Annotated in this window: 12 protein-coding genes; 4 read left to right on the top strand and 8 right to left on the bottom strand. The window is 66.2% G+C overall.

All coding sequences use genetic code 11. From position 1 onward, the window contains the following. Positions 1 to 142: 142 nt before the first annotated feature. On the top strand, positions 143 to 340 hold the full coding sequence (locus tag AC1RM6_RS29240) for a hypothetical protein (protein ID WP_493107980.1): 198 nt from the start codon (positions 143 to 145) through the stop codon (positions 338 to 340). Between the two features lie 78 nt (positions 341 to 418). On the opposite strand, the gene AC1RM6_RS29245 is transcribed toward AC1RM6_RS29240, so the two are convergent. Then, positions 419 to 2863, bottom strand: coding sequence for a TonB-dependent receptor (locus tag AC1RM6_RS29245; RefSeq protein ID WP_493107982.1), 2445 nt, complete (start codon positions 2861 to 2863; stop codon positions 419 to 421). 529 nt (positions 2864 to 3392) lie between these two features. Further along, a complete protein-coding gene (locus AC1RM6_RS29250) occupies positions 3393 to 4031 on the bottom strand; it encodes a response regulator transcription factor (protein WP_493107984.1) in 639 nt (212 codons plus the stop codon). Between the two features lie 375 nt (positions 4032 to 4406). Between AC1RM6_RS29250 and AC1RM6_RS29255 the strand changes: the two genes are divergently transcribed. Continuing rightward, a complete protein-coding gene (locus AC1RM6_RS29255; RefSeq protein ID WP_493107986.1) occupies positions 4407 to 4721 on the top strand; it encodes a hypothetical protein in 315 nt (104 codons plus the stop codon). Positions 4722 to 4888: 167 nt separating this feature from the next. On the opposite strand, the gene AC1RM6_RS29260 is transcribed toward AC1RM6_RS29255, so the two are convergent. The 3 genes from AC1RM6_RS29260 to AC1RM6_RS29270 all read right to left on the bottom strand — a co-directional run bounded on the left by AC1RM6_RS29260 (position 4889) and on the right by AC1RM6_RS29270 (position 9023). Beyond that, positions 4889 to 6688, bottom strand: coding sequence for an ATP-binding protein (locus tag AC1RM6_RS29260; RefSeq protein WP_493107988.1), 1800 nt, complete (start codon positions 6686 to 6688; stop codon positions 4889 to 4891). 152 nt (positions 6689 to 6840) lie between these two features. After that, positions 6841 to 7350: a DUF1543 domain-containing protein gene (locus tag AC1RM6_RS29265; RefSeq protein ID WP_493107990.1), complete on the bottom strand. Its 510-nt coding sequence runs from the start codon at positions 7348 to 7350 to the stop codon at positions 6841 to 6843. Next, complete coding sequence (locus tag AC1RM6_RS29270; protein ID WP_493107992.1) at positions 7347 to 9023, bottom strand: FAD/NAD(P)-binding protein; 1677 nt, start codon at positions 9021 to 9023, stop codon at positions 7347 to 7349. Before AC1RM6_RS29270 ends, AC1RM6_RS29265 begins: the two co-directional genes overlap by 4 nt. Positions 9024 to 9117: 94 nt before the next feature. Between AC1RM6_RS29270 and AC1RM6_RS29275 the strand changes: the two genes are divergently transcribed. Both AC1RM6_RS29275 and AC1RM6_RS29280 read left to right on the top strand, forming a co-directional pair. Continuing rightward, complete coding sequence (locus AC1RM6_RS29275; RefSeq protein ID WP_493107994.1) at positions 9118 to 9261, top strand: hypothetical protein; 144 nt, start codon at positions 9118 to 9120, stop codon at positions 9259 to 9261. Positions 9262 to 9367: 106 nt separating this feature from the next. Further along, positions 9368 to 9700 carry a hypothetical protein gene (locus AC1RM6_RS29280; RefSeq protein WP_493107996.1) on the top strand — a complete coding sequence of 111 codons (333 nt, stop codon included), beginning with the start codon at positions 9368 to 9370 and terminating at the stop codon, positions 9698 to 9700. Between the two features lie 148 nt (positions 9701 to 9848). Here AC1RM6_RS29280 and AC1RM6_RS29285 read toward each other — a convergent pair whose 3' ends face one another. From AC1RM6_RS29285 to AC1RM6_RS29295, 3 genes are all read right to left on the bottom strand, one after another. Further along, positions 9849 to 10484: a glutathione S-transferase family protein gene (locus AC1RM6_RS29285; RefSeq protein WP_493107998.1), complete on the bottom strand. Its 636-nt coding sequence runs from the start codon at positions 10482 to 10484 to the stop codon at positions 9849 to 9851. A gap of 158 nt (positions 10485 to 10642) precedes the next feature. Continuing rightward, on the bottom strand, positions 10643 to 11506 hold the full coding sequence (locus AC1RM6_RS29290) for an MBL fold metallo-hydrolase (RefSeq protein ID WP_493108000.1): 864 nt from the start codon (positions 11504 to 11506) through the stop codon (positions 10643 to 10645). 161 nt (positions 11507 to 11667) lie between these two features. Beyond that, positions 11668 to 12507 carry a TauD/TfdA dioxygenase family protein gene (locus tag AC1RM6_RS29295; protein WP_493108002.1) on the bottom strand — a complete coding sequence of 280 codons (840 nt, stop codon included), beginning with the start codon at positions 12505 to 12507 and terminating at the stop codon, positions 11668 to 11670. Positions 12508 to 12554 lie beyond the last annotated feature (47 nt).

Genomic DNA, 12554 nt, shown 5'->3' on the forward strand with positions numbered 1-12554 from the left:
GCGATATTGGCCTGTGTGGCGCCCGGCCATATCCATCGAGGATGCGTGAGCATCTTCGCGATCGCGTATCAGGGCACCTTATTGCCACCTGGGCGTTGACCGGCCGAACAGGCGCGATCCCGCGTCCAGACGGAGAAGTTCCATGACCGACACGACCGCAACGCCCGTTTCGAACGGCAAGACCGCGCTCACCGACGCGTTCCGGACCCATTTTTCGGGCGATGCGCCGCTGGCCGAAAAGGCCAAGGGCTTTGCGAAGGAGCGTCCGTGGACCAGCGCGATGCTGCTCGGCGTGGCCGCGCTCGGCGTGCTGGGCACGCTGCGTGGGGCGCGTAGCTGATATAGCAGGGCTAAAAGCACGAACCAAAAAGGGGGCGGCGTCCGCGGACGCCGCCCCCTTTTTCGTCCCGATCGTCGATCAGAAATTATAGCGCAGGCGCGCGCCGTAGATGCGCGGTTCGGCGACCGTCTGCGAGACGAAGCCGGTGCGCGACTGGTCGTTGATGCCGGCATAATATTTCTCCTTCGTCACGTTGGTGGCGAAGAAGGTGGCGTCGATCGGCGATCCGCCGACACCCTTCCAGTTGATGTTCAGGTTGACCAGCTCGTTCGACGGCAGCGTGCCGCCGGGCGCGCTGACGATCAGGATGCTGCTGGTATAGGTGTAGGTGCCCGACAGCGAGATCGTGCCGATGCTCGCCGGCAGCGGCAGGCGATAGGTCACCGTGCCGGTATATTTGTGGGTGGGGGTGAAGCCCAGCCGCGATCCGGCGACCGCCGAGAACTGGAAGATGTCGTACGGCGCCACCGCCGCCGGCACCGCGAGCTGCTTCAGCTTGGTGTCGAGATAGGCATAGCTGCCGTCGAGGGTCAGGCCCGGCAGCGGGGTGATCGACGAGTCGACCTCGATCCCCTGGATCCGCGAGGTGCCGGCGTTGACGATCGCCTGGGTCGGGGTCGCGGCGTTGGTGCTGCTGATCAGGCCGATCGCCAGCTGCTGGTTCGAAAAGTCGTTGTAGAAGGCCGACACGTTGAACGTGCCGCGGATCGCGCCCTTGAAGCTGGTCTTGACGCCGACCTCATAGGTGTCGACCTTTTCCGGCCCGAAGATGTTGAAGCCCGCCGGCGCGCCGAAATTGGTCGCGCCCTGGCGATAGCCGCGGACATATTTGCCGTAGACCAGCACGTCGCTGATCGGATTGTAATCGAGCCCGGCGAGCCAGGTCGGTGCGTCCGATTTCTGGGTCAGGTTGATCTCGCACAGGCCGGGGCTGGTGGTCGGCAGGCCGGTCAGCGTGCAGAAGCCGCTCGGCACGTTCGGGGTGAAGAAGCGGTAGGTCACCGACTGCGACACCTGGTCGGTCTTGTCCCAGGTATAGCGGATGCCGCCGGTGAACTTCAGATTGTCGAGCAGGTCGTAGGTCGCCTGGGCATAGGCGGCCTTGTTGGTGAAGGTGGTCTTGCCGATCGCGAAGTTGATGCTGCCGGTGCCGGGACGGCCGATCAGCGTGCCGATCGCGTCGACGCACTGGAACGCCTGGGCGTTGGTGCAGCTCAGCAGCAGCGGCGACTGCGAGCCGGTGAAGGCCAGCGGCGTGCTCTTCTCATAATAGCCGCCGGCCTGCCAGGTCAGCTTGCCGTCGAGCGCATTGCCCTGGAACTGCAGCTCCTCGGTGAAGTTCGCCTGCTTGTTCGACAGCCGGTTCGCGGCATTGATCGAATTGGCGAAGGTCAGCTGGGTGCCGGCGAGCGCGCCGGTGTTGGGGATCGGGCCGAAGCTGGTCGGGATGACGTAGCGGGTGCCGAACAGCTCGGCGCGGATGATGTTGCGCTGCTCCGAATAGCTGGCGATGTTCTTGATCGTCAGCGCGTCGCTCGCCTTGAAGGTGGTGGTGTTGATCACCTGCCAGGTCTTCGACAGGCTGCGCGGGTTCGGTTCGAGATTGTCGACCGTGTAGAAACCCTCGCCGGAAGCGCGGGCGATCTGGTTGCAGGCGAGCGTGCCGAACGGGAATCCGGGGATGCACCGGGTCAGCTTGGCGATCGGGCCGTTGGTGTCCGAATTGTTGTACGACGCGATCGTATAGGTTTCGAGGTCGGGCAGCAGGTCGATGACGATGCTGCCGCGCACCGCCAGATAATCGAGATTGCCGAACTTGTCGGGGCCGATGCCCGAGATGTTGTTCAGATAGCCGTCGCGCTTCATCCGGTCGACGCCGAACCGCGCGCGCGCCTGGTCGCCCAGCGGGACGTTGATCACCCCCTGCAGGCGCTTCTGGTCGTAATTGCCGTAGGTGCCTTCGATATAGCCTTCGAGCTCGCTGGTCGGCTTCTTGGGGACCAGCAGGATCGCGCCGCCGGTGGTGTTGCGGCCGAACAGCGTGCCCTGCGGGCCCTTGAGCACCTGGACGTTCTGCAGGTCGAAGAAGCTGCCGGGGCCGACGCCATCGCCGGCGGGAAGCCCGCTATTGCCGGCGCGCGGCGCCACGACATCGGCGAAATAGACCGCGACCGACGCGGTGGTGCGCAGTTCCTGGGTGAAGCCGCGGATCGCGAACGAGGCGTTCTCCGAACCATAGCGCGCGTTCGAGGTCAGCGACGGCGTATAGGTCGCCAGGTCGGTGCCCGACACGACGTTGCGGTTGTCGATCTGCGCCTGGTTGAACACCGTGATCGAGATCGGCACGTCCTGCAGCCGCTCTTCGGACCGGCGGGCGGTGACGATGATCTCGGCGGCATTGTCGTCGGTGGCCTGCGGTGCGGCCTGCGGCGCCGGGGCGGCCTGGGCAAAAACCGGGGCAGCCCAACCGGCGGCCAAAGTGGTCGTCAGGCAAAGCAGGGCACGTCCGAAGCGAGCAGTCATATATCCTCCCTGGAACCCGCATTTTTGCGGGTGAGACATTCTCATCTATTGGCGTCTGCCTAACGCGAACCGCGCCGCGCGCAAGTCTTCCCTATAAGGAAAATGGCGGAAATCCGCGAAACGGGGCAGCAATATGAAGCGCCGAAGATCATATCCGGACGACAACCGCACGCTTTTTGACGCGCAGAGACACCCGCCGGGCATGGTCTTTCCGATCACGTCGCGGAGACGCGAACGGCCCCGTTTTATCTGGATTTCGGCGGCGTCGGGTCCGCGGGATCGTCGCCTGTTCGCGGCCTTTTTCCGACCTGCCCCGGACCGGTCGTGCGACGACTTGTCTGCGTTAATATCGGACGCCGTCGGGTGTCCCGATCCGCACCGATATCGTAGCGTCGATGTTCATTTATCGCCGGAGCGTTGGAAATCCGTCAGATATCGCAGCCCCGGCGCCATGTTCGCGCAGCAGCCGCCCGATTCCGTCGCCCGATCGGCTCGTCATGAACATCGCAGCGGGCGACAGGCCGGCCCGTCACCAGGGCCCGCGGGCATCGCCCGTCACGAACAGTCCCGCCTCGAACGCCATCCGCAGCGCATCGGGCAGCGACTTCGCCTCGAGCCGGTCCATCATCCGGGTGCGATGCATCTCGACGGTGCGCGGGCTGAGCCCCAGCTCATAGGCGAGCAGCTTGTTCGACCGGCCCGTCGCCAGCCCGGCCAGCACCTCCTGCTCGCGCGGCGTCAGGCCGGCGAGCCGGCGGCGCGCATTCTGGCGCTGCCTGACGATCCGGTCATGGGCCTCCAGCGCCGCGAACACCTGGCCGAGGATCGCCACGATCCGCGCCGGCGCGACCGGCATCTCGACATAGTCGACCGCGCCGAGCTTCATCGCGCGGACGGCGGTGCCGACGTCGCCGTCGCTGGCGATGACCACCGTGCGCATGAGGCTGTCACGGCTCGCCAGCGTTTCGAGCACGGCGAGGCCCGATATGTCCGACCGTCCCAGCCCGAGCAGCACGCAACCCGCGCCGAGGCTGTCGCGCCACTCGAGAAAACCGCACGCATCGGCGAAGGTTCGCGGCAGGAAGCCGGCATCGCCCAGGCTCGGGGCGAACCGATGCGACAGATGGCTTTGGCCATCGACGATGAAGACATGGCGTTTGCCGGGCATGCGGTCCTCGCGGTCTCGGACGATATATTCTGGCACGCGACTTCACTGAGAATATATCGCAACAACCGTGTACAACTGCACGGAACGCCCTTGGGTCCGCATCGCGGGTGATTTTCCGCCGCCGGCAACAACATGTTACAAAATCGCCGTCATGCGAATCGTTCTCATGAGCGGCGGAGCGGGTACCGGCAGCCATTGCTATCATGGAATGGCGGATTTTCCACCCATTCTCTGATGGCAACCACCCGTCGGCCGGCACGGCGGTCCCGATTGGCCGGGTAAGGAGGCTCTGCGCCGATCGACGATCGGCAAGAGGCGTTGACTCCGATGTTCTCTATATGTTCTATTCAGGTCGATGCAGATGGGACGAATGCCATGTATATCGAGAATGTGACCCGGCATATCGCCGGGGCCTATGCGGTGACGATCAGCGGCGAGGTGCTGGCCTTGCTGGCGGGGCATGACCGGCTCCCGGCCGAACTGCTGGTCGACATGCGCTGGCCGATTCTCGCGCCGATCATCCACGCCAAGGTGATCGACGGCGCGATCGAGGAAGACGGGGCGGTGCTGGTCACGCCCGAGGATGTCGAAGGGCATCTCGCCGACCGCGAGGCGGACGAGGCGGCGGCACAGATCGAAATCGAGGGCCGCTGGTTCAGCGGTGCGCCCGGCGACGATGTGCCGTGGTGAGCTTTTCCGGGGCAGGCGGAATCATCTGACGGCTCGCCGGTCGCGGCGCCGCGACGAAGCCTGACCTAGAGCATGTCCTGATCAGATTGATCAGGACATGCTCTAAATTGTCTTTGTTTTCCGCATTTTCCGAGCCGTCAGGTGATTCCACCTGACTTGAAAATGCTCTAGGGTCGGTCTGCTTGCACCGCCTCGCGCAGCACCCGCGACAACTCGTCGACCGAATAAGGTTTGTGGAGCAGCGCGAAGCCGTGCCGCGCGTCGTCGGCCAGGACATGGCTGTAGCCGCTCGTCAGCACCACGGTCAGTTCGGGCCAGCGCGCGCGGACCTGCCGGCCGAGCTCGACGCCGTCGATGCCTGGCATGATGACGTCCGAAAAGACGATGTCGATCTCGCGATGCTCGCGCTCGAGGATGGCGATGGCATCGCGCGCATTGGTCGCGCGGCGGGTGGTGAAGCCCAGGTCGGCGAGCAGGTGCGACGCGAACTCGCCGACCTGGTCGTTGTCCTCGACGATCAGGATGCTCGCCTCGGTGGTGGCGACCTTCTCGGGCGCCGATATCGCGTCGGCCGCGTTCGGGGCCGAGGTTCGGGGCAGATAGAGGCTGAAGGTCGTGCCCGCGCCCAGCGCGCTGTCGACATCGATCTCGCCGCCCGATTGCTTGGTGAAGCCGTAGACCTGGCTCAGGCCCAGCCCGGTGCCCTTGCCGACCTCCTTGGTCGTGAAGAAGGGCTCGAAGATATGGTCGAGCTGTTCGGGCGGCATGCCCGATCCGCTGTCGGTCACCGCGACCTTCACGAAATCGCCCTTCGCGGCGGCATGGCCGCGCCGCGCCGGCACCGATCCCGCCGCCTCGATCGCGATGGTGATCCGGCCTTCGCCGTTCATCGCGTCGCGCGCGTTCACCGCCATGTTGACGAGCGCGGTTTCGAACTGGCTCGCATCGACCTCGACGAAGCAGGACGAGCATATCGCATCGACGACCAGATCGACCCGCGATCCGACGACGGTTCGCAGCATCTCCGCGACGCTGCCGACCTTCGTCGCCGCGTTGAATATCTCGGGCTTGAGCGCCTGGCGGCGGGCGAAGGCGAGCAGCTGGCTGGTCAGCTTCGCGGCGCGGTCGGCGGTCTCGGCGATCGCGTCGATATATTTCTTCTGCTTGTCGCGCGGCAGCTCGCGTCGCGCCAGCAGCTCGGCGGACGACCGGATGATCGTCAGCAGATTGTTGAAGTCGTGCGCGACGCCGCCGGTCAGCTGGCCGATCGCCTCCATCTTCTGCAGCTGGCGGACCTGGTCCTCGGACGCCATCAGCTCGCGCGAGCGCTCCTCGACGCGGACCTCGAGCGTCTCGTTGAGCCTGCGCAGCGCTTCTTCGGCGATCGTGCGCTCGAGGATGTCGGCCGCCTGCCGCGCGACGATGTCGAGCATCCGCAGGTCGCGCTCGCTCGGCTGGTGCGGGGTGCTCCAGTGGGTCGAGATCATCCCGAGCAGCTTGCCGTTGCGGGCCAGCAGCGGCGTGGTCTGGGCCGATCGGATGCCGGTGTCGCGGAACGCCTGCAGGTCCGGCGTGTCCGCGATCTCGTCCCATCGCTCGAAGTCGGGAACGATCGCCCTCTGGCCGAATTTCAGCGCCAGCGTGCAGCTGCTATAGGCGGCGGGGCTGACCCATTGCCAGAAGCCGACTGCCGCGGGCGGCAGGCCGCGCTGCGCCAGAAGCTGCAACTCGCCGCCATGTCCCGACGGATCGCCCGCCGGGCAGAGAAGCTGCATCGTGCCGAACTGCGAACCGGTGATCTCGACCGCGGCATCGACGATCTTGCCGTAGAGTTCGTGGCGATCCTGCTCGTTGATCAGCGCGACGCTGATCCGGTGCAGCAGGTCGACATCGGACAGTCCGCCGCCCGACTCCTCGGCCGGTGCACCCATCGGCAACACCTGCGGACCATGCTCCAGGATCGTCATGCTCGCCCCCTTCGGCACGACGACCATATGACGCACCGCGCGCCTATAATCGGCAGCGCGCGCCAAAGTTCCACCGATTCACAGCGGGACTTCAAATAGCCACCCGTTCGTGTCGAGCGAAGTCGAGACACCCTGCGGTGGTGGAACCGCGCTCAGCGCGTCCCGCGGATCGGGGTATAATCGCACGAAAAGGCGATCGGCCGGGTCAGCGCGCTTGGGGTCAGGTGGATATGGAGCCGCGCGCCGACGCTGTCGTCGAGCGCGAATGCCTGCTCGGCCTCGTACATGTCGTCGCGGTGGAGCGCGTCCCAGCCCTTGGCGGTCCTGATCGCGCGGGTCTTCGCCGCGGCGAGGGTGGGGGCGACGACGAAGACATTGCGGTGCCGTTCGGAAAAGTCGCTGCGGTCATAACCGCCGAGATTGACATAATAGAGCCGTTCGGGCCCGTCGAACGGCTCCCCGCGCAGGTCGACGTCATAGCCGTCGGCATGGTCGATCGCCGCCCAGCAGTCGATATGCAGGCTGCCGGGCTTGCCCCACCATTGCCGCCTGAGCTCGGCATGGGTGTCGGCGATCGACGGAGCGACGACGAAGCGCATGTCGTGCACCTCGATATTGGCGCCGGGATGTTCGCCGCCGATATAGATCGCGAACAGCTTCATCGGGCCGCCGCCTCTTCGATGGTGTCGACTTCGTCGCGCGCGATCGCCGCCGCCAGTTCGCCGCCGACCACCAGCCCCATCTCGTGCGAGCTGGTGATCCCCTGGATGAACGGATGCCGGCCCATGATGAAGGGCAGGCTCAGGCAGAACAGCTGGTCGGCCGGGATGTCGTCGGCGACCGGGTGGAACTGGTCGTCGATGACGATCCCGCGCGATGCCTTCGACGGGTCGGCGCTGGGCCCGTCGCTGCTGGCGTCGCGGACGATCCCCTGCGCGAGCAGCGAGGGGAAGGGGAAGTCCTTCGCCGACAGCGGCCGCTGGCCGGTCGCCTCGACGAACGCCGCGAACGGCAGCCGCTCCTGGCCGAGGACGAGCACCGCGCCGCCCTCGGGGCGATGGCTGTCGATCCTATAATCCTCGCCGACCGCCAGGATGTCGAGCTTGCCGGCGCGGTGGAGCGCGAGCATCCGCTCGATCGATTCATGCGGGACGGTCGCATAATCGTCGACGAACACCGGCTTGAAGTAACGCGAGAAGCGCTGGAAATCCTCCTGCTCCAGCGCGGGGATCAGCAGCGCCATCACCTCGTGCATCCGCAGGATCGCATAGCGCCACGGCACCGTCACCCCGGCCGCCTCGTTGCGCTTGGCCTCGGCGAGGTTGGCCTCGGCCCAGGCGAACGGATCGGCCGCCGCCCGGTCGGCGAAATAGCCTTCGCAAAAATCCTCGAGCGCGAGCGTCTCCAGCCCGATCGACGCGGCATAATCGGGGTCGATCGCGGTCAGTTCCCGCTTGAACAGCGCGAAGGCCTGGTCGAGCCGGTCGTCGTCGGGGCCGGTCGCGATCGCCTCGATCGCCTCGGGGGTGCAGATCGACAGCGGCTCATAGGGGACCGGATGGAAGAAATCGGCCTCGGGCAGCAGCCCTTTTCGCGAGATCATCGTCATGCCGAACGCTTGCGTTTCGGGGGCGGGGACATAGCGCACGCTATGTTCGGCATCGTCGACGAACTCCCCATGGCTGACCGCGAGCGCGACCGCCGCGTCGATCGCGCTCAGCGAGCTGCCGCGGATGCCGACCTTGCACGCCGGGATCGCCGCCAGCGCCGATGCCGGCCAGGGGCTGAGGAAATAGCCGGGCCGCACCTCGGGCTCGGCCGGCCATTGATGCCCGGTCGCGAGCACGACATGGTCGAAACGCTGCTCATAGGCGGCGCCATGGCGTGGACGCACCGTCAGGATCATGCCCGCGGCCGTGCTCACCGCGTCGAGCACCCGGCAGCGGGTGCGGATCGCGACCTCGATCCCCTGGCGCCGGGCGCGCGCCATCAGCGCCTCGAACTGGTCCTGGAGATAATCGCCGAGCGCGAGGCGCGGATAGAAGGTCCGCTCGCCGATATCGTCGGGATCGATCCCGAGCGCGACCAGCCGCGCCGCCGGCTGCGCCCGCAGCCAGTCGACCAGGCTCTCCTCGAGCGGCGGGATTTCGATGCTGGCGATGTTCGACAGCATCGCCGGATCGTTCCACCCCGGCCGATAGGGCGTTCCGCGCCCCGCGCTCGCCTGTTCCTCGAAGATCGTCAGCGCGAACGGCAGCGTCGCGGCGTTGATGAGCGCGTGGAGCGTGTAGATGGTCGTCGGCCCGGCCCCGACGAAGGCGATGTCTGCGGTCATCGCGCTTCAATGCCTGTGACGGGGAAACGGTCCATGGCGCGCCGCTGCATCCCTATATCTGGAAGCCGCCGTCGATCTATGCCATCGACCGGCCATGATCGATCCCGCGCTGCCGAAGGCCGTTACCGCCGTCGCCCTGCTCGAGGGCGAGTTCCGCCTCCGCTCGGGGCAGATTTCGTCGATCTATTTCGACAAATATCGCTTCGAGGCCGACCCGGCCCTCGCCGCGCGCGCCTAATTCGGTGACAGTGCACTTTTAGCGTAGGCCGCGATCAATTTTGCTGCAGTGCGGAACGTGCGTCGATCGCTCGCGTTCTGCGCGCTCCTCACCTCATGGGCCTATGATGAAATCGATGAAGATGCCGGCGCGTGGCCAGCTTGGACGCACGCCTGAACCGCCGCGATGGATGGTCGCGAGCGACGCGCCGCCCGCACCCGAACTGCGCGAAGACCAGGCCGGCTTCGACCCCACCGGCTTTGCGGGCGCCAGGCCCGTCGCCCGCCCGAAAGCCGACGATCCGCGGCGCGAGGCAGCCGATCTGATCGCCGATTATGGGTCGGACGAGGCCTGTGCGGTGGTCGCGCGCCAGCTCGAGGATGCGCGGCGGATGGGCGATGATGCGCGCGCGGCGTGGCTCGCGACGATGCTCGCGCTGATCGGCAAGGCGAACGAGTGAAGGAGAAAGCGTCCCGCCTTGCCCCAGAAGGCGGGACGGGACGCTCCTATCGGTCGCAGGCCGCCCCCGGTATCCGTGCGCGGGCCGCGTCCGGTGCACAGAACCGGCGATCGGCCGGGTGGTTCCGGATGCGCGTGACGATCGCGGTTCAGGCCAGCATCGGTTCCATGCCCGGTTCGGCCTTGGCCATCGCCCGGGCATAAGCGGGCCGCGCCCCGATCCGCTGGAGATAGGCGAGGGTGTTGGGCATATGCGCCAGCGAGGTGCGCGCAAAGGCGCGCGAGGTGGTCAGCGTGTAGACCATCATGATGTCGGCGAGGCCGATCTCGCGGCCGCTGAAGAAGGTCGCCTCGGCGAGGCGGCGCTCGACCAGTTCGTCGCTGCGGGTCAAACGGTCCTGCACGAACGGCACCGCGGCCGGGCCGCTGCCGGCCAGCGTCAGCGCCAGGCCCATCATCTTGGTCGCCATATAGGTCGCGTTCGACCAGTGGAACCAGAAGAGATGGTCGGCGAAGTCGGGATCGGCCGGGGCAGGGGCCAGCCGGCCGCCGCCATGGCGGACATTGATATAATCGCAGATCGCCGCACTTTCGCCGAGCACCAGATCGCCGTCGGTGATCACCGGCGCGATCCCCATCGGATGCAGCGCCTTGTACGCGTCGGGCGCCAGCCGGGTGTCGGCGCGCCGGTCATAGCGTTTGAGCGTGTAATCGAGCCCGAGTTCCTCGCACAGCCAGACGATGCGCTCCGACTGCGACAGCCCGAGATGATGAACGATCAGCACATTTTCCTCCCGAACGACCTGGTATCGATACCCAACCTCCGCCCGGCTGGGAAGTTGCGGAGCGGCACCGCGGTGCGCGCTAAAAGTGCACTGTCACCGAATTAGCCGGCACAATTCGGTGACAGTGCACTTTTAGCCGCCTCGCCGCAGTGGCTGCGTCAGCCCAGCGCCTCGAACACCGTTCGCCCGTCGCGCCGTCGCAGCCGCCCCGCATGGGGAAATGGCAGATGCGCGGGGATCAGCAGCGCCTCCTGCTCCAGCGCGAACGCCGCCAGCCGCCGCCGCGTCGCGATCGCCAGGGCCACATCGTCGCAGTCGCCGAACTGGATCGTCGGGTCGATCATCTGGAGCGGGTGATGGAAGCTGTCGCCGCTGAACACCGCGGGCTCGTCGCCCGAGACGAGGTGGAGGATCGCATGGCCCAGCGTATGGCCGGGCGCGGCGGCGATCCGCAGGCTTGCGGACAGGCGGTGGTCGTCGAGGGCGAGATCGGCGAGGCCCGCCTCGACCACCGGCCGGATGCTGCGCTCATAGACCCCGTCATTATAGTCGACCGCGCGATAACCGGCACCGCTCGGGTCCCAGCGCTCATATTCGCGCCGCATGAAGATATAGCGCGCATTGGGAAAGGTCGGCACCCAGCGCCCGCCGCGCAGCCGCGTGTTCCAGCCGCAATGGTCGTGGTGCATATGCGTGCAGAATACCAGATCGACCTGCTCGGGGCGCACCCCGGTCGCCTCGAAACGCTCGATGAACGGCAGATCGAGATCGTCGAACGGCGGCAGCGGATGCGGCCGGCCATTGCCGGTGCAGGGATCGACGACGAGGATCTTGCCGTCGACCCGGACGATCCAGCTCTGGAAATTCAGGCTCCAGCTGTCGCCTTCCTCGAGGAAGTGCGGCGCGAGCCAGTCGCGATGCGCGTCGATCAGCTCGGGGGCGGCCCCCAGCCAGCCGATCGGCCGCCCGGTCAGCGCCATTTCGAGCACGGGGCGGATTTCGGCCTCGCCGACGCGGATCAAACTCAATCCTCCCTAAAGCGCAGCTTTGGGGAGGGGGACCGCTCGTAGAGCGGTGGAGGGGGCTTCGGCCTTTGAGGCAGCGCAGTCGTCGATGTTCTGCATCACCCCTCCGTCGCCTTTGGCGCCACCTCCCCAGCAAAGCTGGGGAGGATCTCAGAAATTCACTCGAACGGCTCTTCGCCCTTCAGCTTGGTCCGATGCATCATCCGGTTGCAATTGGGATCATAGGCCTCGGCGCGGTGCATCGTGCCGGTATTGTCCCACATCACCAGGTCGCCGACCGACCATTCATGGCTGTAGCTGAACTGCTCGCTGGTCGCCCATTCGCGCAGGCCCACGATGATCTGCGCGCTTTCCATCGGCGATACGCCGAGGATGCGCTGGGTGGTGCAGCCGATCACCAGCGACTTGCGGCCCGACTTGTGAGTCCAGATCAGCGGCAGCTCGTTCTCGCCGACCGACTGCATGCCCTTGATCTTGGCGAGGCTGGGCTCGGGGTCATAATAGAACACCGTCGGCCACACGCCATGGACCGCGCGCAGCCCGTCGAGTTCGGCCTTGCGCTCCTCGGGCAACTCGTCCCAGGCGGCATAGGTGTTGCAGAAGCCGGTGTTGCCGCCCCAGGTCGCGGTCACCTTGCATGACAGCAGCGAGGCGAGGATCGGCACCTGGTTCATCGTGCCGTCGATATGCCAATAGAGCGAACCCTTGAGATATTCGGCCGAATGCGGATTGGCCTTGGTGTCGAGGGTGATCTTGGTGATGTTCTCGCCGTCCGACGCCTCCGGCGCGAAGGTGCCGAGCGTCTTGGTGAAGGCGATCTGCTCGGCATCGTCGAAGTCGATCTTCGGGAAGACGAGGATGCCGCGCTGCTGGAGGAGCTCACGAATCTCGTCGCCGAGCTCGCCGCTCAGCAGCTCTTCCTTGCTGTTGAGGATGCGGGTGCCGATCAGCGGCTTGAGCTCTTCGGTGAGCAGGCGGGTTTTCACGTCGGTCGACATCGGGGGGACTCCCATGATCCGGTGCATTGGATGATGATCCGTCCTCG

The sequence above is a fragment of the Rhizorhabdus sp. GW822-FHT03C02 genome (assembly GCF_058801765.1).